Source organism: Okibacterium endophyticum, from assembly GCF_054780075.1.
Genome location: NZ_BAAGXA010000004.1, coordinates 33,940 through 58,440, shown reverse-complemented (window position 1 = coordinate 58,440; position 24,501 = coordinate 33,940). Strand labels below are relative to the sequence as shown.

Annotated in this window: 22 protein-coding genes; 11 read left to right on the top strand and 11 right to left on the bottom strand. The window is 66.2% G+C overall.

Features of this window, described 5'->3' with window-relative positions:
* Position 1: 1 nt before the first annotated feature.
* The 3 genes from bcp to aroA form a co-directional block, all read right to left on the bottom strand.
* Positions 2-478, bottom strand: a complete 477-nt coding sequence (gene bcp / locus ACYVF5_RS02720; RefSeq protein WP_460943076.1) for a thioredoxin-dependent thiol peroxidase — start codon at positions 476-478, stop codon at positions 2-4.
* A 69-nt stretch (positions 479-547) separates the two neighbouring features.
* The gene (gene rsgA, locus ACYVF5_RS02715; RefSeq protein ID WP_460943074.1) at positions 548-1,594 is read right to left on the bottom strand and encodes a ribosome small subunit-dependent GTPase A; all 1,047 of its coding nucleotides are present in this window, start codon (positions 1,592-1,594) and stop codon (positions 548-550) included.
* A 22-nt stretch (positions 1,595-1,616) separates the two neighbouring features.
* Complete coding sequence (gene aroA, locus ACYVF5_RS02710) at positions 1,617-3,014, bottom strand: 3-phosphoshikimate 1-carboxyvinyltransferase (RefSeq protein ID WP_460943072.1); 1,398 nt, start codon at positions 3,012-3,014, stop codon at positions 1,617-1,619.
* A gap of 161 nt (positions 3,015-3,175) precedes the next feature.
* Between aroA and ACYVF5_RS02705 the strand changes: the two genes are divergently transcribed.
* Both ACYVF5_RS02705 and ACYVF5_RS02700 read left to right on the top strand, forming a co-directional pair.
* Entirely contained in the window at positions 3,176-3,907 is a 732-nt protein-coding gene (locus ACYVF5_RS02705; RefSeq protein ID WP_460943070.1) for a sigma-70 family RNA polymerase sigma factor, read from the top strand.
* Entirely contained in the window at positions 3,904-4,146 is a 243-nt protein-coding gene (locus ACYVF5_RS02700) for a zf-HC2 domain-containing protein (protein ID WP_460943068.1), read from the top strand. Before ACYVF5_RS02705 ends, ACYVF5_RS02700 begins: the two co-directional genes overlap by 4 nt.
* A gap of 241 nt (positions 4,147-4,387) precedes the next feature.
* On the opposite strand, the gene ACYVF5_RS02695 is transcribed toward ACYVF5_RS02700, so the two are convergent.
* Complete coding sequence (locus ACYVF5_RS02695) at positions 4,388-8,116, bottom strand: multifunctional oxoglutarate decarboxylase/oxoglutarate dehydrogenase thiamine pyrophosphate-binding subunit/dihydrolipoyllysine-residue succinyltransferase subunit (protein WP_460943066.1); 3,729 nt, start codon at positions 8,114-8,116, stop codon at positions 4,388-4,390.
* Between the two features lie 133 nt (positions 8,117-8,249).
* On the opposite strand from ACYVF5_RS02695, the gene guaB1 reads away from it, so the two are divergent.
* The 3 genes from guaB1 (at position 8,250) to ACYVF5_RS02680 (ending at position 12,285) form a co-directional block, all read left to right on the top strand.
* Positions 8,250-9,689, top strand: a complete 1,440-nt coding sequence (gene guaB1, locus ACYVF5_RS02690; protein WP_460943064.1) for a GMP reductase — start codon at positions 8,250-8,252, stop codon at positions 9,687-9,689.
* Positions 9,690-9,838: 149 nt separating this feature from the next.
* Positions 9,839-11,239 (top strand): hemolysin family protein, encoded by a 1,401-nt coding sequence (locus ACYVF5_RS02685; RefSeq protein ID WP_460943062.1) that lies wholly within the window; start codon positions 9,839-9,841, stop codon positions 11,237-11,239.
* Positions 11,236-12,285 carry a hemolysin family protein gene (locus ACYVF5_RS02680; protein WP_460943060.1) on the top strand — a complete coding sequence of 350 codons (1,050 nt, stop codon included), beginning with the start codon at positions 11,236-11,238 and terminating at the stop codon, positions 12,283-12,285. Before ACYVF5_RS02685 ends, ACYVF5_RS02680 begins: the two co-directional genes overlap by 4 nt.
* A 201-nt stretch (positions 12,286-12,486) precedes the next feature.
* On the opposite strand, the gene ACYVF5_RS02675 is transcribed toward ACYVF5_RS02680, so the two are convergent.
* Positions 12,487-13,581, bottom strand: coding sequence for an NADH:flavin oxidoreductase/NADH oxidase (locus ACYVF5_RS02675; RefSeq protein WP_460943058.1), 1,095 nt, complete (start codon positions 13,579-13,581; stop codon positions 12,487-12,489).
* Between the two features lie 61 nt (positions 13,582-13,642).
* Here ACYVF5_RS02675 and ACYVF5_RS02670 point away from each other — a divergent pair, with 61 nt between their 5' ends.
* Positions 13,643-14,485: an ADP-dependent NAD(P)H-hydrate dehydratase gene (locus ACYVF5_RS02670; protein ID WP_460943056.1), complete on the top strand. Its 843-nt coding sequence runs from the start codon at positions 13,643-13,645 to the stop codon at positions 14,483-14,485.
* Positions 14,486-14,526: 41 nt separating this feature from the next.
* Here ACYVF5_RS02670 and ACYVF5_RS02665 read toward each other — a convergent pair whose 3' ends face one another.
* Positions 14,527-14,688, bottom strand: coding sequence for a hypothetical protein (locus tag ACYVF5_RS02665; RefSeq protein WP_460943054.1), 162 nt, complete (start codon positions 14,686-14,688; stop codon positions 14,527-14,529).
* A 57-nt stretch (positions 14,689-14,745) separates the two neighbouring features.
* Here ACYVF5_RS02665 and ACYVF5_RS02660 point away from each other — a divergent pair, with 57 nt between their 5' ends.
* Positions 14,746-16,008: a glycosyltransferase 87 family protein gene (locus ACYVF5_RS02660; RefSeq protein WP_460943052.1), complete on the top strand. Its 1,263-nt coding sequence runs from the start codon at positions 14,746-14,748 to the stop codon at positions 16,006-16,008.
* Between the two features lie 2 nt (positions 16,009-16,010).
* The gene (locus tag ACYVF5_RS02655) at positions 16,011-16,319 is read left to right on the top strand and encodes a thiamine-binding protein (RefSeq protein ID WP_460943050.1); all 309 of its coding nucleotides are present in this window, start codon (positions 16,011-16,013) and stop codon (positions 16,317-16,319) included.
* 3 nt (positions 16,320-16,322) lie between these two features.
* Here ACYVF5_RS02655 and ACYVF5_RS02650 read toward each other — a convergent pair whose 3' ends face one another.
* From ACYVF5_RS02650 to ACYVF5_RS02630, 5 genes are all read right to left on the bottom strand, one after another.
* Positions 16,323-16,970, bottom strand: coding sequence for a response regulator (locus tag ACYVF5_RS02650; RefSeq protein ID WP_460943048.1), 648 nt, complete (start codon positions 16,968-16,970; stop codon positions 16,323-16,325).
* 26 nt (positions 16,971-16,996) lie between these two features.
* Positions 16,997-18,157, bottom strand: a complete 1,161-nt coding sequence (locus ACYVF5_RS02645) for a hypothetical protein (protein ID WP_460943046.1) — start codon at positions 18,155-18,157, stop codon at positions 16,997-16,999.
* On the bottom strand, positions 18,154-19,347 hold the full coding sequence (locus ACYVF5_RS02640) for a sensor histidine kinase (protein ID WP_460943044.1): 1,194 nt from the start codon (positions 19,345-19,347) through the stop codon (positions 18,154-18,156). Before ACYVF5_RS02640 ends, ACYVF5_RS02645 begins: the two co-directional genes overlap by 4 nt.
* Before the next feature lie 47 nt (positions 19,348-19,394).
* Positions 19,395-20,600 carry a homoserine O-acetyltransferase MetX gene (gene metX, locus ACYVF5_RS02635; protein WP_460943042.1) on the bottom strand — a complete coding sequence of 402 codons (1,206 nt, stop codon included), beginning with the start codon at positions 20,598-20,600 and terminating at the stop codon, positions 19,395-19,397.
* A 149-nt stretch (positions 20,601-20,749) separates the two neighbouring features.
* Entirely contained in the window at positions 20,750-22,075 is a 1,326-nt protein-coding gene (locus ACYVF5_RS02630; RefSeq protein WP_460943040.1) for a bifunctional o-acetylhomoserine/o-acetylserine sulfhydrylase, read from the bottom strand.
* 155 nt (positions 22,076-22,230) lie between these two features.
* Between ACYVF5_RS02630 and ACYVF5_RS02625 the strand changes: the two genes are divergently transcribed.
* Genes ACYVF5_RS02625 through ACYVF5_RS02615 form a run of 3 tightly spaced genes read left to right on the top strand, consistent with a single transcriptional unit; the run spans position 22,231 to position 24,479 of the window.
* On the top strand, positions 22,231-23,019 hold the full coding sequence (locus ACYVF5_RS02625; RefSeq protein ID WP_460943038.1) for an SDR family oxidoreductase: 789 nt from the start codon (positions 22,231-22,233) through the stop codon (positions 23,017-23,019).
* Positions 23,020-23,028: 9 nt separating this feature from the next.
* Complete coding sequence (locus ACYVF5_RS02620) at positions 23,029-23,742, top strand: Type 1 glutamine amidotransferase-like domain-containing protein (protein WP_460943036.1); 714 nt, start codon at positions 23,029-23,031, stop codon at positions 23,740-23,742.
* Positions 23,739-24,479 carry a uracil-DNA glycosylase gene (locus ACYVF5_RS02615; protein WP_460943034.1) on the top strand — a complete coding sequence of 247 codons (741 nt, stop codon included), beginning with the start codon at positions 23,739-23,741 and terminating at the stop codon, positions 24,477-24,479. Before ACYVF5_RS02620 ends, ACYVF5_RS02615 begins: the two co-directional genes overlap by 4 nt.
* Positions 24,480-24,501: the final 22 nt, after the last annotated feature.

Sequence of the window (24,501 nt, the reverse complement as noted above, 5' to 3'; positions counted from 1 at the left end):
CTCAGTCGAGCCCCAGCTTCTTGCGGAGCGATGCGACGTGACCGGTTGCCTTGACGTTGTAGAGCGCGAGCTCGATGCGTCCGGTCTCGTCGATGACGAACGTCGAGCGCAGGACGCCCTCTGTCACCTTGCCGTAGAGGTTCTTGGTGCCGTATGCGCCGTAGGTGTGGTGCAGTTCGAGATCGGGGTCGCTCAGCAGGGGGAACGTGAGAGCGTCGCGCTCCTGGAATTGCTTCAGCGTCGCAGGATCGTCTTTCGACACTCCGAGCACCGTGTATCCGGCTGAGGTGAGCGACGAGAGGTTGTCACGAAAGTCACACGCCTGCGTTGTGCACCCAGGCGTCATGGCCGCCGGGTAGAAGTACAGGACGACCTTGCCTCCGGCCAGCTCAGACAGGGAGACCGATTCTCCGTCCTGGTTTCTCAGGGTGAACCCGGGAGCCTTGTCGCCGGGCGTCAGGCGTGCGGTGTCAGTCATTCCTCCAGCTTATGCCCGCCCGGAGCACGGTGTGCGGTATCGCTCGGCCTCCGGCCGGTCCCCGCACGCTCAGACGGCGAACTGTGCGAGCAGACGCTGCAGCGAATCCAGACGTGCTGCGCCCGTCTCACCGAGCTCGCCGGCCTCGACGGCCTCGATCATCGCGCAGTCAGGGGCGTCAGGCAGGTGCGTGCAGCCCCGTGGGCACCGCTCGGCGATCTCGGCGAGATCGGTGAAGGCCTTGAGGATGTTCGCGGTGTCGACGTGGCCGAGCCCGAACGATCGCACGCCCGGTGTGTCGATCACCCACCCTGTGCGCCCGTCGTCGGTCAGCACCCGGTACGACACCGTTGACGACGACGTGTGCCTGCCCCTGCCCGTCACCACGTTCACGTGCCCTGTCGCGCGTTCGGCGCTCGGCACGAGGGAGTTCACGAGAGTGGACTTTCCGACGCCTGAATGACCGACGAACACTGTCGCGTGGTCGATGAGCACCTCGACGATCTCGTCAAGAGGCATGTCGTCTGTGCGGCTTGTGAACACCCGAAGGTCGAGCCCGGCGAAGTTGGTGAGAAAGGAGGCGGGGTCGGCAAGGTCCGTTTTGGTGATGCAGAGGATCGGCTGGACGCCCGCATCGTATGCGGCGACCAGGTATCTGTCGACGAGGCGTGCGCGTGGCTCGGGATTCGCGGCGGCCACAACGATCATCATCTGGTCTGCGTTGGCGACGATCACCCGCTCGACCTCGTCGGTGTCGTCTGCGCTTCGCCGCAGAAGTGTTGTGCGCGGCACGATCCGCACGATGCGGGCGAGCGACCCGACATCGCCAGAGCGGTCCCCGACGAGGTCGACGAGATCGCCGGTCACCACCGCCTGCTTGCGCAGCTCTGATGCCCTGGTCGCCGTCACCTCGTGCTCGTCAGGCGTCGCCTCCCCGAGCAGCACGGTGTATCGTCCGCGGTCGACCGACAGCACGCGCCCGGTCTGCGCATCCTTGTGTTCCGGGCGTGTTTTGGTTCGAGGCCGTGTGCCCTTGCGGTTGGGGCGAACACGCACGTTGTCTTCGTCGAAGAGCGGGTCGTCTTCGTCGTCGTCGGTGTCGTTCCACCAGCTCACGGGCGCACGATCTCTGCTCGCATCAGGGTGTGACGCCCTCCGTGCCGGATGCCGCTGGGCGGCGCCCACTCCGACCTGACACCATGTCCGTCCAGAGCTCGGTGAACTGGGGGAGGGTTTTCGCCGTCGTCGCCACGTTCTCGATCTCGACGCCGTCGACGGCCAGGCCGATGACGGCTCCGGCCGTCGCCATCCGGTGATCGTGGTAACTGTGCCAGACGCCGCCGTGCAGCGGCTTCGGTGTGATGCGCAGACCGTCTTCGAGCTCGTCGACCTGCCCGCCGAGCGCATTGATCTCGTTGGCGAGAGCCGCCAGCCTGTCGGTCTCGTGGTGCCTGATGTGGCCGATGCCGATGATCGTCGACGGCGAGACCGCGAGGGCGGCGAGTGCGACGAGCGCGGGGGCGAGCTCACCTGCCGTCGTGAGGTCGAGGTCGACACCGCGGATGTGCTCACCCGCTGTGACGGTGAGGATGCCATTGTGCTTCGTGACCGTGGCGCCGAAGCGGGGCAGGATCTCGGCGAGTGACGCACCGACCTGTGTTGTGGCATCCGGCCACCCGGGAATCGAGACCGAACCGCCGGCGACGAGCGCCGCTGTGAGGAAGGGCGCCGCGTTCGAGAGGTCCGGTTCGATCTCGACGTCTCGTGCACGGATCGTCGACGGCTCGACGATCCACTCGCCCTCCGCGGGCGAGGCGACGACGACGCCTCGTGCGGCGAGGGCGGCGATGGTCATCTCGATGTGGGGAAGACTCGGCAGGCGTTCGCCCTTGTGCCGCAGGTGGAGTCCGTTCTCGAATCGTGCGGCGGAGAGCAGGAGCCCGGAGACGAACTGACTCGACCGGGAGGCGTCGATGGTCACGTCTCCGCCGGCCACAGAGCCCGTGCCGTGCACGGTGAAGGGGAGCGCGCCGCGCCCGTCGTCGTTGATGTCGACCCCGAGTGCTCGGAGTGAGGCGATCATCGTCGACATCGGCCGGCCGCGTGCCGCGTCGTCCGCGTCGAAGGTCGTCGGGCCGAGCGCGAGCGCGGCGACCGGGGGGACAAAACGCATAACGGTTCCGGCGAGTCCGCAGTCGACCGTCGTCGACCCGCTGAGCTCTGACGGTGTCACCGACCAGTCATTGCCGAAACGACCCTGCGAGGGCACCTCGGTGACCTCTGCGCCGAAGGCGCGCAGCGCGTCGACCATGTTCTGGCTGTCGCGGGAGTGCAGTGGGGCACTGAGTGTCGACGGACCGTCTGCGAGCGCGGAAAGCACGAGTTCGCGATTCGTGAGGGATTTCGAGCCCGGGAGCTCGACGACCGCGTCGAGGGGCGCGGTCGCCACGGGAGCAGGCCACGGTCCGTTTGCCGACGTGGTGTCGCTGTCGCCGAAGATATCGAAGTCCGGCGCGGAATATTGAGACTCAAGCATCGTTGTCTAATGTATCGGCGTTTCAGACGAGGGAGGTATGCCGAGTGGCGATGAATCTTCTCGAACGCCCGATCGTGGCGCGGCCGGCGGTTCCGTTTGCCTCGCCAGGCGCCGTGTCATCGGCCCCCGACGTCGAGCTGCCGGAAGTAGACTGGCGGGCGATGACCGATTCAGGTGAGAACCCCACCCCACGCTCCGGCGAGCCGCAGGACGATCAGCCGGCCACCCGGACGCAGGCAGACATGCCCACCAGTCCAGACGAGCGGGCGGTGGATGAGCAGCGTGCAGCGCAGCCGCTGTCTGCGCGCGAGAGGCGTTCGCTCTTCGAAGAACAGGCACTTCCGTTCATCGATCAGCTGTATGGCGCAGCGATGCGGATGACCAAGAATCCCGCAGACGCGCAAGACCTCGTGCAAGAGACGTTTGTGAAGGCATTCGCCGCTTTCGCCCAGTTCACCCAGGGGACGAACCTCAAGGCGTGGCTCTACCGCATCCTCACCAACACCTACATCAACACGTATCGCAAGAAGCAGCGAGAGCCGTATCAGGGCACCATCGACGAGCTCGAGGACTGGCAGCTCGGCGGAGCAGAATCGACGACGGCGCGTGCGAGCCGTTCGGCAGAGGCAGAGGCCATTGACCGTATGCCGGACAGTGCCGTCAAAGACGCACTCCAGACGATCCCAGAGGACTTTCGACTCGCCGTGTACTTCGCGGATGTCGAGGGATTCGCCTACCAGGAGATCGCTGACATCATGAAAACCCCGATTGGAACCGTGATGAGTCGCCTGCACCGTGGCCGGCGCATGTTGCGGGAACTTTTGGCTGATTACGCCCAGGATCGTGGCATCAGCGCGAGCGCCGCCACGAAGGGGGCAGGAGCGAAACGATGAACGATTGCGGATGTGAGAAAGCCAGGCGGGACCTCGAAGAGTACCTGCGTCATGAGATATGCACAACGAGCGAGTCTGACATTCGTGAGCATTTGGAGCATTGCGCGGCCTGCCGTGACGAGGTTCTGCTCGCGCGCACCTTGACCGATGCGGTTGCGCGTGCGTGCCGTGAGAGTGCGCCCGAGGACCTCAAGGTGCAGGTGCTCGCGAAGCTGCGGGCCGCCCAAGCGACGCACTGACGCTCCAGAAGCTCGCGCGGCTCCAGGTGAGTCCGCGCGCGGCGCACAACAGAACACCCGGCCGCTGAACGCACCCGGGCGTCTGGTCTCGCTGTGTTCCTGGCGCGTGTGGCCTGCGGCTTCAGAGGCAGCTCAGGGTTTTTCAGAGGCTGAGCGTTTCAGAGGCTGAGCGTTTCAGAGGCTGAGCGTTTCAGAGGCACAGTGCTTTCAGAGGCACAGTGATCTCAGAGGCACAGTGCTTTCAGAGGCTCAGGGCGCGGTTCATGATGTCGCTCTGCTCCACGGCGTGGCGTTTCGCCGAACCGGTGGCCGGCGAGGCAGAGGCGTGCCGGCTGACGACGCTGATCGCCCTGGTGCCGAGGTGCTTTGACGCCTCGAGCGCGATGAACGGCCACGCCCCCTGGTTCTCGGGCTCGTCTTGCACCCAGACGAGTTCGGCATTGGGGTACGCGTTCAGGGTGTCGACGAGCTCTTGCTTCGGCAACGGGTAGTACTGCTCGAGGCGCACAAGCGCGATCCGGTCGTTCGGGTTCTTCTTGAGCTCTGCGACCAGGTCCCAGTGGATCTTTCCCGAGTGCAGCAGCACACGCTTCACAGCCGCTTTGTCCGTGATCCGCGAATCGTCGAGCACCGGGTCGAACCGGCCTGACGTGAAGTCGGCGAGGTCGCTTGTCGCACCGCGCAGGCGCAGCATAGCCTTCGGCGTGAACACCACGAGCGGCCGCCTGGGCCTCGCGTAAGCCTGCCGGCGGAGCAGATGGAAGTACGACGCGGGGGTCGACGGACGCGCGACCGTCATGTTGTTCTCGCCGCAGAGCTGCAGGTACCGCTCGATCCGCGCTGACGAGTGGTCGGGGCCCTGACCTTCATAGCCGTGCGGCAGGAGCAGCACAACACTCGAGCGCTGCCCCCACTTCTGCTCGGCGCTCGACACGAACTCGTCGATGATGGTCTGCCCGCCGTTCGCGAAGTCCCCGAACTGCGCCTCCCAGAGCACAAGGGCATCCGGTCGCTCGACCGAGTAGCCGTATTCGTAGCCCATCACCGCGTATTCGCTGAGCAGGGAGTCGTAGATCCAGAATCGGCCCTGGTTGTCAGAGACGTTGGCGAGCGGGAGCCATTCCTGTCCGTTCACACGGTCGTGGAGCACGGCATGCCGCTGCACAAAGGTTCCTCGACGCGTGTCCTGGCCGCTCATCCGCACGGGTGTGCCCTCGACAAGCAGCGATCCGAGCGCGAGGAGTTCGCCGAACGCCCAGTCGATGTTGCCGTTGCGGCTCATGTCGTGGCGCTTGTCGAGCAGCTGTTGCAGCTTGTTGTGCACGGTGAAGCCGGCCGGCTTGTTCTTGAAGGCATCGCCGATGGTATGGATGACCGATTCGGAGACACCCGTCGTCTCTGGCTCACCGCTGTAACCGTCGTCGTCCTGTTCGCTCACGATGACCGGTGTCGACGCCGTCTGTGCGGCGTGGGTCTCCATGAATGCACGCTCGAGGCGGTCCTGAAAGTCTCGGTGCGCCGCCTCGTATTCGTCTGGCGTGATGTCTCCGCGCCCGATGAGCCCTTCGGTGTAGAGCTTTCGCACACTTCTCTTCGCCTCGATGAGGTTGTACATCAGAGGCTGTGTCATCGAGGGGTCGTCGCCCTCGTTGTGCCCACGGCGGCGGTAGCAGACGAGGTCGATGACCACGTCTTTTTTGAACTCCTGCCGGTACTGGAACGCCAGCTCGGCGACGCGAACGACCGCCTCGGGGTCGTCGCCGTTCACATGCCAGATCGGTGCCTGGATCGTTTTGGCGACGTCGGTCGAGTACACCGAGCTCCTGCCCTCGCCGGGGGGAGTGGTGAAGCCGACCTGGTTGTTCACCACAACGTGGATCGTGCCGCCCGTGCGGTAGCCGCGCAGCTGAGAGAGCTGCATCGTCTCGAGCACAACTCCCTGGCCGGCCATGGCCGCGTCGCCGTGGACGAGTATCGGGAGCGTCGAGAAGCTGCCGATCGGCTGGCGGTCCTGCTTCGCCCGCACGATGCCCTCGAGCACACCGTTCACGGCCTCGAGGTGCGAGGGGTTCGCGGCGAGGTAGACCGGCAGCTCGACGCCGTTCAGCGCCTTATAGGTGCCCTCTGTGCCGAGGTGGTACTTGACGTCGCCCGAACCCTGGCTGCGGGTGTCGAGGGTTCCCTCGAACTCCTGGAAGATCTGGCCGTAGGTCTTTCCTGCGATGTTCGTGAGCACGTTCAGACGCCCGCGGTGCGCCATTCCGATCGCGGCGCCGTCCAGGCCGGCGTTCGCCGCGCTGTGCAGCACCGCGTCGAGCAGCGCAATCGTCGATTCGCTTCCCTCGAGGCTGAACCGCTTCTGACCGACGTACTTCGTCTGCAGAAAGGTCTCGAAGGCCTCTGCCTCGTTGAGCTTGCCCAGGATGCGCAGCTGTTCCTCGTGCGTCGGCTTCGCGTACGGACGCTCGACCTTCTCCTGGATCCACCTGCGCTGCGCCGGGTCCTGGATGTGCATGTACTCGAGGCCGATGGTGCGGCAATAGGAGTCCCTCAGCACGCCGAGGATGTCACGGAGCTTCGCCTGACGTTTGTCGCCGAAGCCGCCCGTGACGAACTCGCGGTCGAGGTCCCAGAAGGTGAGGCCGTGGCTCGCGATGTCGAGGTCGGGGTGCGAACGCTGAACGTACTCGAGCGGGTCGATGTCGGCCATGAGGTGGCCGCGAACGCGGAACGAGTTGATGAGCTCCTGCACCCTGGCGGTCTTGTTGATGTTGTCGCTGAGATCCACCGAGATGTCTGGCGCCCAGTGGATCGGCTCGTAGGGGATCCTGAGGGCGGCGAAGATGTCCTCGTAGAAGTTCCGCTGGCCGATCAGCAACTCGTGGATCTTCTTGAGGAACTCTCCCGAGCCCGCGCCCTGGATGACCCGGTGGTCATAGGTGGAGGTGAGGGTGATCGTTTTGCCGACGCCCATCTCGACGAGGGTGCGTTCGCTCGACCCCTGGAAGGCGGCCGGGTACTCGAGCGCGCCGGCGCCGATGATGCATCCCTGGCCCTTCATCAGCCGCGGCGTCGACGACACCGTCCCGATCCCGCCCGGGTTCGTGAGAGAGATCGAGGCGCCCGAGAAGTCGTCTGCCGTGAGCTTGTTGTTCCTGGCGCGGGCCACGAGGTCTTCGTAGGCGACGAGGTACTCGCTGAAGCTCAGGCTCTCTGCGCGCTTGATGGCGGGGACGAGCAGGGCGCGGGTCCCGTCTTTCTTCGGGATGTCGATGGCGATTCCCAGCCCGACGTGTGCGGGGGCGACAACACTCGGCTTGCCGTCGACCTCGTCGTAGTAGACATTCTGGCTCGGGAACTCCTTGAGCGTCTGGATGATCGCCCAGCCCAGCAGGTGGGTGAAGCTGACCTTGCCGCCGCGTGCGCGCTTCAGATGGTTGTTGATGACGATCCTGTTGTCGATCATCAGCTTGGCCGGAATCGTGCGGAGGCTTGTCGCTGTCGGAACCGTCAGGCTGGCATCCATGTTGGCCGCGAGCGTCTTCGACATTCCGCGCAGGGGAGTGACCTGGCTCTCGGCCGGCGCCGTCTCTGGTTCCTCGTCGCCGTTCGTCGTCTTCTGCGGCGCGGTCACGGGAGCGTCGGCCGGGATCGGTGCCGACTTCGGCTTGACCGACGTCGTTCTCGCCACCGGCTGCGACGCGGGGGGCTGGGCTGCGGGCGGCTGCGGGGACGACGCCGAGGCCGGATCTCTCTGCCCGTTCTGGTTTTCTGCGGTGCCCTCGGGGGCATCGGTCGCCCTGTCGCCGCTCACGGGATGGTAATTCTCGAGAATCGGCCACCACGATTTGTCGACGGAGTTCTTGTCGGCGAGGTACTGCTCGTACATTTCGTCGACAAGCCACTCATTGGCTCCGAATTCGCCGGAAGCACCGTCGTCGGTACCCACACCGGTCAACTGGCTTGACACCGCCAGACCACCACTCTCTCGATCGCTGTTCGCTGCGGCGCCCATGTCGGGTGGCACCGCCTGACCCGTCTTCAAGCCTAATCGCATTACGGAGGGGCTGCACCGGGCGCCGCGGGTCTGTAGCGTTAAATACATGGAGTTTTATGGCCAAGAGCCGAATTACGATCTCACCTACTCGGATGTGTTCCTCGTGCCGTCACGTTCGGCGGTCGGCTCACGGCTCGACGTCTCGCTCGCACCGGATGACGGCACGGGCGCGACACTGCCGATCGTCTCGGCGAACATGAACTCGGTGACGGGGCCGACCCTCGCGGCCACGCTCGCGCGCAGGGGCGCGCTGGGGGTGCTGCCGCAAGACATGCCGCTCCAAGATCTGGATGCCGCCATCCGCTGGGTGAAAGAGCAGCCTGTCGCGTTCGACACCGCCATCTCGTTGACGGCCGATGCCACTGTCGCAGATGCGCTCCGTCGTGTTCCCGCTGTCGAGGGGCACGGGGTGATCGTGACGGATGCCGACGGCGGCTACCTGGGGTGCATTCCGTCGCGCCGGCTCGGCTCGACGCTCCCGGACGCCAGGCTCGGTGACCTGCTGCACGGCGCTGTCGCATCGATCGATGCCGAAGACGTCACAGAGGGCCGTGCCGCGTTCGACCTGATGGTCGCTGCAGACATCGACTTCGCACCGGTCATGCGCCACGGGCACGTCGTCGGGACACTGAGCCGCACGAGTGCGCTGCGATCGACGCTCTATCAGCCGGCGACCGACCGGAACGGCCGGCTCACCGTCGCTGCGGCGATCGGCATCAACGGCGACATCGCAGCCAAGGCCAGGGCGCTGGCCGGCGCAGACGTCGACGTGCTCGTCATCGACACGGCACACGGGCATCAGGACGCGATGGTGCGCGCTCTTCGCGAGGTCAGCGCTCTCGGCCTCGGCATTCCTCTCGTTGCGGGCAACGTTGTGACGGCAGACGGCGTGTCCGACCTCGTCGCCGCAGGGGCAGACATCGTCAAGGTCGGCGTCGGCCCCGGTGCGATGTGCACCACCCGCATGATGACAGCCGTCGGACGACCTCAGTTCTCGGCCGTGCTCGAGACGGCCGCCGCCGCCCGTGAGCACGAGGCCACCGTCTGGGCCGACGGGGGAGTGCGCTATCCGCGTGATGTCGCCCTCGCTCTCGCGGCCGGCGCATCGAGCGTTATGATCGGCTCGTGGTTCTCCGGCACCATCGAGGCGCCGGGCACACTCGAGACGGATGAAGACGGCAGGCTCTACAAAGAGAGCTGGGGCATGGCATCCACGAAGGCGGTGAAGCAGCGCTTCGGACGCCTCGACGCCTACGAACTCGCCCGCAAGACACTGTTCGCCGAGGGGATCTCGTCGTCGAAGATCTATCTCGATCCTCTGCGGCCGTCCGTCGAAGACCTTCTCGACATGATCACCTCTGGCGTGCGCTCGTCTTTCACCTATGCCGGTGCGACGAGCGTGCCGGAGTTCCACGAGCGGGCACGGGTCGGGCTGCAGTCCGACGCGGGATACGAAGAGGGCAAGGCGCTGCCGGTCTCCTGGTAGCTGCCACACCCGCGAACCGATAGCGGGTTCACCCATCACGGTTCGCCTCCAGCTCGTGCTGCGTATAATTGTGCGCACGATGGACGATCCTCCCCCTGCCGCCTCTCCAGACCCCCATAGACCCAGCCTCCTGATGAAGGAGGACCCGGATGTATGAGTGGGTGCTGCTCGGCGTCGGCCTCGTGCTGACGGTCGGCACCGGATTGTTCGTCGCCAGCGAGTTCGCGCTCGTCAACCTCGATCGCTCTGACCTCGAGGCGAGGCGGGATCGTGGTGAGACGCGGCTCGGAATGACCATCGCCGCTCTCAAGATCACGTCGACACACCTGTCGAGCGCGCAACTGGGGATCACCCTCACCACGCTGCTCACCGGCTACACCATGGAGCCGGCGATCACAACGCTGCTCACGGCGCCGCTGACCGCGCTCGGACTGCCAGAGGCAACGGTCAGGCCGATCGGCACGGTTCTCGCCGTCACGATCGCGACCCTGTTGTCGATGATCATCGGTGAACTCGTTCCGAAGAACTTCGCCCTCGCGCTGCCCGTCGCGACGGCGAGACTCGTCATCCCGTTCCAAACGGTCTTCACCACCGTGTTCAAACCCGCGATAGTGCTCTTGAACGGCAGCGCGAACGGGCTGTTGCGGATGATCGGGGTCGAGCCGAAAGAAGAGCTGTCCGGCGCGCGGACGGCCGAGGAGCTCTCGAGCCTCGTGCGCAGGAGCGCAGGCGCGGGCACCCTCGAGAAAGACACGGCCACCCTGCTGCAGCGCACCCTGATCTTCTCGAGCCACAATGCGTCAGACGTGATGACACCTCGTCCGCGGGTGTCGTCTGTGCGCCGCGGCGACCCGGCGCAGACCGTCATCGACCTCGCGCGCGTGACCGGGTATTCGCGGTTTCCGGTCATCGATGAAGACCTCGACGACATCATCGGTCTTGTGCACGTCAAACAGGCGGTCGCCGTGCCTCGGGAACGACGGTCGGAGGTTCCGGTCTCTGCGCTCCAGTCAGACATCGTGCGGGTGCCCGAGACCATGCGGCTCGACTCGCTTCTCGTCGAGCTCAGGGGGCGTGGTTATCAGATGGCGGTCGTCGTCGACGAGTACGGCGGAACCGCTGGCGTGGTGACGCTCGAAGACCTCGTCGAAGAGATCGTCGGCGAGGTGTCAGACGAACACGACCGATCACGGGCGGGTGTCGTGCGGAACAACGACTCGATCGTGTTCCCCGCCAGCCTGCGCCCTGACGAGCTTCTCGAGCGCACGGGGATCGCTGTTCCGGACGACGGCCCGTTCGAGACGGTCGCCGGTTTCGTGATGAGCGAACTCGGACGGCTGCCGCTGATCGGAGACGAGGTGTCGATCGACGCAGGAACGCTGCGGGTCGAACGCCTCGACGGGCGACGCATCGACAGGATCCGCTTCGTGCCGTCCCCTGAGCCCGACACCGGTGAACAACCGGTGATCTCTGACCACGCAGACGCAGACGCGGGTGCAGATGCAGACCCAGACACGGATGCAGACACGGAAGGGCGTGGCCGCCGATGAACGACTGGGCGGGAATCGCGTGGCTCGTTGTGCTGCTCATCGGCAACGCCTTCTTCGTCGGCGCCGAGTTCGCGGTGATCTCTGCACGCAGGTCGCAGATCGAACCCCTGGCCGAACGAGGCAGGTCGAGCGCGAAGACCGCGCTCTGGGCCATGGAGCACGCCACCCTGATGCTGGCGACGAGCCAGCTCGGCATCACCGTCTGCTCTCTGCTCATCCTCAACGTCTCTGAACCGGCGATCCATCATCTTCTCGAGGTGCCCCTGTTGCTGACCGGCTGGTCAGAAGAGGTCATCGGCACCATCGCGTTCGTGATCGCCCTGCTTCTCGTGTCGTACCTGCACGTTGTGCTCGGCGAGATGGTTCCGAAGAACCTCTCGTTCTCGATGCCGGACCGCGCCGTGCTGATCCTCGCACCGCCGCTCGTGCTGATCTCGCGTGTGTTCAAGCCGGTCATCTGGGCGCTCAACGGCACGGCCAACGTGGTGCTGCGGATGTTCGGGGTCGAGCCGAAAGACGAGGCGACGTCGACATACACCCTCGACGAGGTGGCGACCATCGTCTCTCAGTCCACCCGCGAAGGAGTGCTCACCGACGCATCCGGAGCACTCGTCGCCGCGTTCGAGTTCACGACCAAAACGGTCAAGGACGTCGCGCTGCCGATCGACGCGCTCGTGACCCTGCCAGAGGACACGACGCCGGCCCAGGTGGAGCGTGCCGTCGCGAAGAACGGGTTCTCGCGGTACGTGATCGTCGACGAGGGCGCCCAGCCCACCGGCTACCTGCACCTCAAGGATGTTCTCCGGCTCGAGGCGGACACCGAACCGGGGGACGAGAACAAACCGGTGCCGGCCAAGCGCATCCGGCAGATCGTCTCGATCTATGAAGAGACCGAGCTCGAAGACGCCCTGGCGATCATGCGTCGGTCCGGTGCGCACCTCGCGCGCGCCTTCAACCCGAATGGAGACACCACGGGGGTGCTGTTCCTCGAAGACATCATCGAGGAACTCGTCGGAGAGGTGCAGGACGCCACGCAACGACGCTGATCGCAGCGCGGCTCGGCTAGCCGCACGCTTCGTCACGCGCTACTCCATTTGTGACGCGCCACACGATATAGTGGCGCGCGTCACAAATGGAGTAGCGCGTGATGGTACGGCGTGATGGTACGGCGTGATCGTACGGCGTGATCGTACGGCGTGATGGGTGCGATGTGACGGATAGCGCGTGATGTGTCGGCGCGAGCGCGCTCAGTACGCGCGTTCGTACTGCCCGGGGATCGGGATGTTCTGTGCTCCGAGCTCCCGTGCCATGCGCAGGGGTGCGTGCGGGTCCCTGAGTGCCTCGCGGGCGAGCATCACGGCATCCGCTCTCTGGGTGCCGATGATCTCGTCGACCTGGGCGGAGTCGGTGATGAGGCCGACGGCGCTCGTCGGCGCGCCCGTGCGCTTGCGCACACGCGTGGCGAACTCGACCTGGTATCCGGGCCCGATCGGAATGCGGGCGCCGGGCAGGGTGCCGCCGGATGACAGGTCGAACGCATCCGCGCCGGCCTCGTGCGCCCAGGCGGCGACCGTGGCGCAGTCCTCCGGATTCCATCCGTCGACGCCGTCAGGCGCCCAGTCCGTTCCCGAGAACCTCACCATGAGCACACGGTCAGGCACGGCTGCCCTCACCGCCGTGACGATCCGCAGCAGCAGCCTCGCCCTGTTCTCGAGCGAGCCGCCCCACGCGTCGTCCCTGGTGTTGCTGAGCGGCGAGAGGAACTGGTGCAGCAGGTAGCCGTGGGCGGCATGGATCTCGATCACGTCGAAGCCGGCGGCCGCCGCACGCGTCGAAGCGCTCGTGAAATCGTTCACCACCTTCTCGATGCCGCTCTCGTCGAGGGCCGTCGGCACCGCGTAGTCACCGAAGGGGACCGCGGACGGAGCAACCGTCGACCACCCGCCGTCGACCGGGTCGATCGTGCCGCGTCCGTCCATTCCCCACGGGGCGACGGTCGACCCCTTGCGACCGGCATGGGCCAGCTGGATGCCCGCCGTGGCTCCCTGCGCGCGCACAAGCCGGCAGATCCTCGCCCAGGCATCGGCCTGTTCGCCGTTCCAGATGCCGGTGTCCCGCGGCGAGATGCGCCCCTCGGGGCTCACAGCTGTCGCCTCGGTGAAGACCAGGCCTGCTCCGCCCGCCGCGAACTGACCGAGGTGCATCAGGTGCCAGTCGGTGGGAACACCGTCTTCGTCCGGAACGGAGTACTGGCACATCGGTGCGATCCACACGCGATTGCGCACCTCGGTCGCGGCTGAAGATCCGTCGGCGAGAACGATGGGGTCGAATGGTGCGGTCACGGATGCCTCCGGTGTGTTGTTGCTTGTGCGCGGGCAGGACTTTCAACATATCGTGAACGGTATGAGCACATGGACCTCACCGACGGCAGACGACGTGCGCCGGTGGATTCACATTCCCGGCGCGGGTGACGACAAGTACACACGGGGTGTGCTCGGCATGGTGACGGGGTCACAGCTGTACCAGGGAGCAGCAGTGCTCGGCGTCGAAGCGGCTGTCCGCACCGGGCTCGGGATGGTGCGTTATCTCGGCGACGCGAGCGCCCTCGTGCTGCAGCGCCGCCCCGAGGCGGTGACGCAGGCCGGTCGGGTGCAGGCCTGGCTGATCGGGTCCGGTATGGATGCCGGTGCCCTCGGTGAAGCTGAACGGCTGTTCTCCGAGGCGCTCACGTCTGGCCTGCCCGTCGTCGCAGACGCCGGCGCGCTCCCGATGGTGGCATCCGGTGTGCCAGAAGACAACCACATCGTGGTCACACCTCATGCGCGTGAACTCTCACATATGCTCGAGTCGGCTGGACGCCCCGCTTCGGCGGGTGACATCGCCGCCCACCCGCAGCGCTGGGCCGCGAACGCGAGCGAGGTACTGGGTGTCACGGTGCTCCTCAAAGGATCGACCACTCACGTCGCTGCGCCGAGCGGCGAGCGGTTCGCCGTGGCGGATGCCCCGGGCTGGCTGGCCACGGCGGGCACCGGAGACGTTCTGGCCGGCATCATCGGCGCCATGCTCGCCACCAACGCGCACCGCATCGCACATGAGCCCGGTGCCATCGCGGCGATCGCGGCATCCGCTGCGCTGCTGCACCAGACAGCCGCCCTCCTGGCATCTCGCGGGGCGCCGATCGCCGCCCTCGACGTCGCAGAAGCCCTTCCGGATGCCATCAGGGCGGTATTCAGAAGGCGGGCCTGAAACGAGTGCCCCTCGAGGGAGCCCCGGCGTTCCGAGCCGTGTCAGAGGGTGCCGGTGAACCGGACGAGGAACTCTCGGGCGCGCGGTTCGCGCGCCGCGGTGAACAGCACCTCGGGCGAACCCTGCTCGACGACGACGCCCTGGTCGAGAAGAACCACCTGATCGGCAACATCGCGGGCGAAGGCCATCTCGTGCGTCGCCATCAGGATCGTGGCGCCGTCGTTTGCCGGTCCGCGGCCGTCTGGCGATAGGTTTGCCTGGTGGGCAACAGAGGATGGCTGTGGGGGGCGTTCGCTCTGGTTCACGCTCTCGTCGCCTGGCTTGCCGTGAACGCAGACGGTCTTCCGCAGGGCGACCTGATTCTCGTGTACCAGCCGTGGGCACAGCAGATCCTCGATGGCGGGTCCGTCGTCGGCATCGACGAGCCCTGGGTGTATCCGATCGTCGCACTGCTTCCAATGCTCCTCGCCACGGTGGCTGGCCCGGCTCTCTATGCGGAGTGCTGGCTGCTGATCGTCGCACTGCTCGATGCGGCGGCGTTCGCCATGCTCATCGGGCGGGGGCGCTCCCGGCCGCGTCTGGCGGCGGCCTGGTGGTGGATCGCGTTCATCGCGGCACTCGGCCCCATCGCCTTCACCCGGATCGACTCGATCACCGTGCCGCTCGCCGTCGTCGCCCTGCTGCTCGTGGCGAGGCATCCGCGCGCCGGCACGGTGCTGCTCACGCTGGCCGCCTGGATGAAGGTGTGGCCCGCAGCGGTTGTCGCGGTCCTCGTGGTCTCGAGTCGCAGGCGATGGGCGGTCATCGCGGCCGGCGCCGCGACCAGCATCGTTGTCATCGTCGTCGCCCTCGTGCAGGGCAGCGGCCTGAACGTGCTGAGTTTCGTCACCGCGCAGACCGAGCGTGGCCTGCAGATCGAGTCGCCCGTTGCCACGCCGTACATGTGGCTCGCTTCGTCCGGCGTCGACGGCGCCTTCGTCTATTACGACCCAGACATCCTCACCTACCAGGTCACCGGTCCGAACATCGACGTGGCGATCGCCGCGATGACGCCGGTTCTCGCGGCTGCCGTTGCCACGACCCTGCTCATCGGATTGTGGGCGGTGAGACGCGGCGCATCGTTCGTGTGTGTGTTCCCGTCGCTCACGCTCGCGCTCGTTGTGGTGCTGATCGCGTTCAACAAGGTCGGTTCCCCCCAGTTCACCACCTGGCTCATCGCCCCCGTCGTGGCCGGCATCGTGCTGCGCGGGCGACGATTCGCCGCGCCGGCGGTCATCGCCCTGGTGATCGCCGCGCTCACACAGCTGGTCTATCCCTACCTGTACGGATGGCTGCTCGTCGAGAACCCCGCGATGGTCTTCGTTGTCTCGCTGCGCAACCTCGGGTGGTTCGTGCTGCTCGGCTGGTCCATCATGGATCTGTGGCGCGGCGGCTCATCTGCGCGAATCAGGCGTCTGCGCCCACGCGGACAACACACACCACAACACCTGCGGGAGGACACCCCACCCGCTGCAGAGGAGTAAAGATGCTTGTCGCATTCAGCGTCGCACCATCCGGCGGAGACAACCCGGACGCATCGGTTCACGACGCGGTGGCCGCGGCCGTGAAGGTGGTCAGGGAGTCCGGGCTGCCCAACAGGACCAGTTCCATGTTCACCGAGATCGAGGGGGAGTGGGACGAGGTGTTCGACGTCGTCAGAAGAGCGACGGATGCCGTCGGCCGATTCGGTCCGCGCGTCTCGCTGGTGCTCAAGGCAGACATCAGGCCAGGACGCACCGGCGAGATCGATGCGAAGGTCGAGAGGCTCGAGCGGGCGCTCGAGAGCGCTGACTGATCCTCAGTCGACGATGATGCCGTCGAGGATGGCCCGCTTGCGCAGCGCCACCTTCGTGCCGACGTCGTAGCCAGACGCACGGTACTTCTCACGGATCCTCTTGAGATAGCTCTTGGCGGTCTCATCTGAGATGCTCAGCTCGAACGCCACAGATTTGACCGGCTCGCCCGCCGCATACAGTGCCATCACCCGGCGCTCCTGTGCGCTGAGACGCGGTGCGCCGCTCTCAGAGGTCGACAGCGCCAGATCGAGTTCGTGCGAGATGAACGATTCTCCCCGTGTGGCGGAGCGGATCGCCTCGACGATCATCGACGCCTCTTCGGTCTTGACCAGATAGCCGAGCGCGCCCGAGGCCAGTGCCTCCCTGACCACCGCCGGGTCTGAGTACGTGCTCATCAGCACGGTCTTGGCTCCTGCCGTCTTCAGCGTCGACAGCTTGACCGAGATCGGAACGTTGTCTTTGAGATCGAGGTCGAGCAGCACAACGTCGACGGGGAACTCGGGGTGGGCGAGCAGCTCTGTCCAGGTGGGCACGGCCGCGACGACGCGGATGTCCGTGGCGGCGCCGCCGATCCACTCGCTGAGCGCTCCCAGCAGCATCCGGTGATCGTCGACGATCGCCAGGTCGATCTGTTCAGCTGCAGTGCTCATGCATCTCCCTCATCGGCCCCGCACGATCAGCGATCCGCGGGATTCACGACAGTGCATTCAATTTCTACATGAAACGCGTGTGCGCTCGCGGTATCGACATAGCTTCCCACACGACCGAGGTGGTCCCAGGTCGCGGGGTCGACGTCCACACGCCGCAGACCGCCGATATCTATCGATATCGAGAAGACCACGTCGTGATGGGGCCCCGATGCGGGCTGGTGTGCCTCGTCGAAGGTCACAACGGCCGCGCGCTGGTTCTTCACGTCATTGTGCATCATAAGCCACAGAGCCGAGAGCAGGCCGTCGCGCTGACTCTGGTCGAGGAGCGCCGCGTTCGCCTGAGGGTCGTGCAAGGTCACCGACGACGCGAGAAAATCGGATTCATTGACCGCGTGGTGCAGCCACGTGTGATTGCGGCCGGCAACGAGGGTGAGTCGCAGCGCCGTGGCCAGATCTGCGGCCTGTGCCGCTCGTTCGGACGAAAGCGGGAGCGGCTCCCTCCCGGATGCGACATCGTCGAAAAGCTGCTCGACCTCGCGGTCGAGCTCCTGCAGCTCTTCGGAGTCGGCGAGGCTCACACCGAAAGCCGGCGCAGTGACAGTGCTCTGGATGAGCACCCTGTCGATGGCCATCATCACCATTCTGCGATACGACGCAACGATCGCGCAGGCCACACACGCCGGCCCGACGGCGAGCACAAGCAGCTGGACCCCCACAGCGGACCCGGTCTGAAGCGGCCCGGGCAACACGAGCATCCCGACGGTGAGAACAACGGCGAGAGCGATGACGGCCGTGAGCACCTCTTGGACAGGGCGCAGGGTGACGACTCCCATCAGCACACTGCCGACGGCGACGGCTGCCGTCGGGTAGAGCGCGACAGACGAGCCCGACGTGGCAGTGAGATCGAGTGCGACGACAGCGGCGAGGGCCGCTGCGAGTGCGAAGAACTGCCCGCTCGAGAGGATGTATCCGCCGCGCCTTGCGACGACGGTTGTCGTTGTGATGATGACCAGCAGCAGCACCCAGGCCGCTATCGAGAGCCAGAGCAACGGATGCGCCGTCGCATTCAGCACAAAGCGCCAGAGGCTGGCGCCGATGAGAATCGCGCTCGCAACGGCCAGCCCCGTGCCGAGTTGCGCGGTGCCGCGCATCGACCGGGCGCGCCCTGTTTCGATGTGGATGGTCATTTGGGCACCTCGAGCATGACCGTCGTTCCCGCCCCGGGGGCGCTGAAGACGCGCACGCTTCCGCCGGCATCGTGCATGCGTCCGACCACCGATTCTGCGAAGCCCAGGTGGTCGCCGGGGATGGCATCCGGATCGAAGCCGACGCCGGCATCCGTCACAACCGCTCTCACATTGCGGCCGTCGTCGCTCAGCGTGACGTGCGCAGCGGTCTCGCCCGAGTGGCGTCTCACGTTCTCGAGACACTCGGTGAGGGCGAGGACGAACGCGTCGAGCTTGTCTGCAGGCAGGCCGAGCTGACCCGAGCCGTGCCAGTCGATCTCGAGACCCGTTCCGGTGAACCGATGTCGCAACGAATCGAGGGTCACACCGAGATCGAGCTCCGCCGTGTTCGTGAGCGCGTATTCGCCGGAGGTGTGCGGGCTCGGGGTCTCGCCCAGGCGCAGGCGCCTGAGCAGCAAACCGTCTGACGCCGCCTGCGCGCGGAGGGAATCGTGTGAGACTCCGACACCTGAGTGTGCAAGCAGGGTGAGCGTAGCCAGAGCCGTGTCGTGCAGCAGGCGGGCGTTCCGATGCCGCTGGGCTTCGGTCTCGCTGGCTCGCCGTTCGACGTTGTATGCGCCGCCGATGTTGGCCACCCGCCGCATCACGCGGGGAAAGCTGACGGTGAGCCAGACGCCGAAGACCGCACAGACTCCCCAGCCGACCGGCAGGAACATCACAAGCATCGCCGTGCTCCACGACGGCCAGCCGACCAGGCCAACGGCCAACACCGCCGTGGTGAGAAAACCGGCTGCCACAACGAGCAGCTGACCGCGTGTCTGCATCAGCACCGTCGCGAGCGACCCGTTCGCGCCCGCCGCGATCGCTGTGACCGCGCTCATGGTGGCGAGGTTCTCGTGCGTACCGGGGAGCACGGCGATGGCGACCATGCTGCACAGGTTCAGCGAGAACGTGCCGACGAGCCACAGCGGGCGAGGATGCGACGTGAACGCGAGGTGAGACACGACGCAGGCGGAGAGCAGCAGCGTGAGGGTGACGAGCGCCGACAACTCGACAGCACCCGGCATCAGAAGACAGACGAAGGCGGTGGCGAGCGACAACAGCCCGAACAGGCGTGTGGTGCGATAGAGGAGGAACGACAGCTGCCAGGCGAATCTCGCTCGTTCTTCGCGACTCAGCCGGGACGGCACGCTGCCCCCGCCTTCTGAACCGCCATGCCGGCGAGTCTACCGGCGCATCAGTCGTCGAGCAGGCGGCGCAGATGCGCCGTGACGGCATCGTGCTCGATGAGGAACCCGTCGTGACCGAAATCCGAGGCGATCACCGCCGGCCGGTCACCGTCGATGTTCGTGCGGATGCCCTTGGCGATCTCGATCTGGCCCTCGAGGGGGAACAACCTGTCTGAATCGATGCCGAGCACGAGGGTGCGCGCGGTCACACGCGCCAGTGCCGACAGCACCCCGCCGCGGTCGCGGCCGATGTCGTGTGAGTTCATCGCCTCGACGAGCGTGATGTAGCTGTTCGCGTCGAACCGGCGTGTGAACTTGTTGCCGTGAAAATCGAGGTAGGACTCGACGGCGAACCTTCCGCCGTCGCCGAGGGGAGAGATCTGCGACTGCCACGAACGTGTGAAACGCGCGTTCAACTCGTCTGGACTTCGGTAGTTGAGCAGGGCCATTCTCCTGGCCAGTGCGAGACCCCGGTGCGGGCCGTCGCCGTCCTGTGCGTCGTAGTAGTGCCCTCCTGCCCAGAGCGGATCCATCCGCACCGCCTCGATCTGCACGGAGTTCAAGGCGATCTGGTCTGCTGTTGTGAGCGGGGGAGCAGCCAGCACAGCGAGGCGTTCCGCTCGCTCCGGACGCCCGATGCCCCACTCGAGGGCGTGCATGCCACCCATCGAACCGCCGACGACGGCTGCCCACCTGTCGACGCCCAGGTGGTCTGCGAGCTTCGCCTGCGCCTCGACCTGGTCTCTGATGGTGATGTACGGAAACCTGACAGACCACTCGTATCCGTCGGGAGCGAACGATGCGGGACCTGTTGACCCCTGGCATCCGCCGAGCATGTTGGGAACCACCACGAACCACCTGTCCGTGTCGATCGCGAGGCCGGGGCCGACGATCTCTGACCACCAGCCGGCCGTGGGATGCCCGTTGCCGGCTTGACCGGAGACATGGCTGTCTCCGGTCAGGGCATGGCTGATGAGAACGGCGTTGTCACGCGCCGGTGAGAGTGTGCCGTGTGCTTCGTAGGCGATCCGGACGTGCGGAAGACTGGACCCGCTCGGGAACTCCATAGGACCGAGATCCGCGAACCGGCGGCTGCCGGAGGGGTCGCCGTCACGCCAGGCGCCGGTGGCGGGTGGCTTGCCGAGCAGAAGCCGCGCCTGGGCATCCGTCACGAAACTCGACGGCACCGTGTCTTCTGGGGTCTGCCAATCCATCCACCCATTCTCTCGGACGGGCGCGCGACGTGCTGACGTGTTACGAGTCGCGCGCTCAGAACGCCCGAGTCTCTGTGACCTTTCCGGACGAAAGTGCGCGGCGCAACGGCCACATCCGTCCGGAAAGGTCACAGAGAGCGGGAGGTTGCTTACGCGCGAGCGGCGTCGACGACCTTTCGCGCCGCGGCGAGACCCTGCTCGAGGTCTGCCTTGAGGTCTTCGACGTTCTCGAGCCCCACAGAGAGACGCACGAGTCCGGGCGTCACACCCGTCGTGAGCTGCTGCTCTGGAGTGAGCTGCGAGTGCGTCGTCGACGCGGGGTGGATCACAAGCGAACGCACATCGCCGATGTTGGCCAGATGCGAGAACAGCGAGAGCGTGTTCACCAGCTCGCGGCCGGCATCCACACCGCCCTTGAGCTCGAACGAGAGCACCGCTCCCACACCCTTCGGGGCATAGGTGTTGGCCGCTGCATACCACGGGCTCGAGGGCAGACCCGAGTAGTTGACGCTCGCGATGTCGGGGTGTGCGTCGAGCCACTCCGCGATCTCCTGCGCGTTCTGCACGTGCCGTTCGATTCGCAGCGAGAGCGTCTCGATGCCCTGGATGAGCTGCCAGGCGCTCGCCGGTGCGATGGCGGACCCGAGGTCGCGAAGCAGCTGAACGCGCGCTTTGATGATGTAGGCGATCGAGTCGCCGAGCACCGTGGTGTAGCTCGCGCCGTGGTATGACGGGTCAGGCTCGGTGAGGCCGGGGAACTTCTCGACGTTCTTCGACCACTCGAACGTTCCGCCGTCGACGATGACACCGCCGATGACCGTGCCGTGACCGCCGAGGAACTTCGTCGCCGAGTGCACGATGATGTCCGCACCGTGCTCGAACGGGCGGATGAGGTACGGCGTCGCGATCGTGTTGTCGACGATCAGTGGGATGCCGTTGTCGTGAGCGACGTCTGAGACGCCCCTGATGTCGAGGATGTTGATCTTCGGGTTGCCGATCGTCTCGGCGAAGAACGCCTTCGTGTTCGGGCGCACCGCGCGCCGCCACTCGTCGAGGTCGTCCTGATTCTCGACGAACGTGGTCTCGATGCCGAGCTTCGCGAGGGTGTACTTGAACAGGTTGTACGTGCCTCCATAGATCGACGACGACGAGACGATGTGGTCGCCGGCCTGCGCGATGTTGAGGATCGAGAAGGTCGACGCGGCCTGGCCTGAGGCGAGGAGGAGCGCGCCTGTGCCCCCTTCGAGAGCGGCGACGCGCTGCTCGACGACATCCTGTGTCGGGTTCTGGATGCGTGTGTAGATGTTTCCGAACTCGGCGAGCGCGAAGAGGTTCTGGGCGTGCTCTGCGCTGTCGAACACATAGCTCGTCGTCTGGTAGATCGGGGTGGCACGGGCCTTCGTCACGGGATCCGGCTGCGCGCCGGAGTGGATCTGCTTGGTTTCGAACTGCCAGTTCGCATTCGGCTCGGTCATGGTTGTCCCTCACGTCTCGGGTAAGCGGTCACGAGCGGCGATGCCCGTCACTATGAGCGTAGAGACCGGGCTGTGGGGCGGCAAGCATGTGTGACACATTGCGTAATCGGGTGACGTGTGGGCGGCGCCCCGTGGTCGTTCTCTAGGCTGGTGTTATGAGTGTGAGACGCGCGGTTGTGACAGGTGCGAGTTCCGGAATCGGTGCCGCCACGGTCAAGATGTTCAGAGAGCACGGGTGGGATGTCGTCGGTGTCGCCCGGCGGGCCGACCGCTTGCGTGCGCTCGCAGCCGAGACCGGGGCCGAGGTGTTCGCAGCCGACCTGACGGTGCAGGCCGATGTGGATGCCGTTGCCGCGTTCGTGCGGGAGTCGGGCGGAGCCGACGTGCTCGTGAACAATGCGGGAGGCGCATTCGGCCTCGACACGGTCGAAGCAGGCGACGTCGACGACTGGGCACGGATGTACGACATCAACGTGCTCGGCACGAAGCGGATGATCAGCGCGTTCCTTCCGATCCTCCGCGACACCGTGCCAGAGGGGGACGCGGCGAGCATCGTCGGCATCACGTCGATCGCCGGCCACGTCGCCTATGAGGGCGGCGGAGGCTACAACGCCGCCAAGTTCGCCCAGCACGCGATGCTCGAGGTGCTGCGGCTCGAGCTCAGCGGCGAACCGATCAGGGTCATCGAGGTGGCCCCAGGCATGGTGCACACCGAGGAGTTCTCTCTCGTGCGGTTCGGCGGCGACCAGGCGAAGGCCGACGCGGTCTATAGGAACGTGCCGGAACCGCTGTCGGCTGACGACGTCGCAGCGGCGATTGTGCACGCTGTCGAACTGCCTCACCACGTCAGCATCGATCAGATCACCGTGAAACCCGTTGCCCAATCCGCGCCGTACAAGGTCGCGCGCGGCCCCCTGCGCATGAAGCGCGACGGGCGCGGATAGGGTCGGGGGATGAGCATTTATCTCGTCGGAGGCCCGACGGATGCCGCTGTCGACGCCGAGCTCTGGCCGGAGTTCGTGCGAGATGCCGCCGCGTTCGCGAGAACCAACGATCGCGTGATGCCGCGCATAGCCGTTGTGCAGGTGCACGAGGGCGACGGCGACGAGCAGATCGACATGATCGCCGCGAAGCTCGGCGAGGAGTGCGCCGTCGTGCGGCTGCCCGTTCCGGCGGGTCGTGAGGTGCAGTCGCACGACCTGTCAGGCGTAGACGGCCTCGTTGTGGGCGGCGGGCTCACACCGGCCTACCGCCAGGCCATGCACACGGTCGAGGGCGAGGTGCGCCGGCTCGTGAGCGGCGGGATGCCGTACCTCGGAGTCTCGGCTGGAGCCCAGATAGCCGCTGAGCGGGCGATCGTGGGCGGATGGCGGATCGGTGGTGTTCCTGTCGCTCCGGAGCGCGCGGGTGAAGATCTCGACGAGGTGACCATCGAACAGGGGCTCGGCCTCGTCGACATCTCGATCGACGTGCACGCCGCCCAGTGGGGAACACTCGGGCGCCTCGTCGCGGCTGTCGAGGCGACGATGGTGTCCGGTGGCGTCGCCATCGATGAGAACACCGCTCTGATCGTCGAGGGCGGCGGACTGCGTATCGTCGGGGCGGGGAGCATCTGGCAGGTGATGGCGGGTGAGAGCGGCGTGAGCGTCTCGACCGCTGGAGCATGAGCGGCGTGTCTGAGCCGGTCGATGGCGGGGCGGCCCGGCCGAGTGGAGGGCGCGACCTGGCCTCGCTCTCACAACGCGGGCTCATCGACGCGGGATGGGCGACGGCTCTCGAACCCGTGGCGGACGACATCGCGGGTATGGGCGACTGGCTGCGAGCGGAGGTCGCCGCCGGGCGGCCCTATCTTCCGGCTGGGGACCGTGTGCTCCGAGCGTTCTCCTACCCGTTCGACCGGGTGAGAGTGCTGATCGTCGGTCAGGACCCCTACCCGACACCCGGCCACCCCATCGGGCTTTCCTTCGCGGTCGACGCGCACGTCAAACCGCTGCCGCGGAGCCTTGTCAATATCTACACCGAGCTGAACGACGATCTGGGAATCGCACCCCACGCATCCGGTGACCTGACCCCATGGGCAGAGCACGGTGTGATGCTGCTCAACCGCGTGCTGACCGTGCGGCCGGGCGCACCGGCCTCGCACAGAGGCAAGGGGTGGGAACGGGTGACCGAGCACGCCATCAGGGCGCTCGTCGCGCGGAAGGCGCCGCTCGTCGCGATCCTCTGGGGACGTGACGCCCAGAACCTCGCTCCGCTGCTCGGCGACACCCCTCGGATCGCCTCTGTCCACCCCAGTCCGCTCTCCGCATCGAGGGGCTTCTTCGGATCGAGGCCGTTCTCCCGGGCGAACGAGCTCCTGGTCGCTCAGGGCGCTGAACCGGTGAACTGGTCGTTGCACCGGTGACCGGATAGACCGGACACGTCGA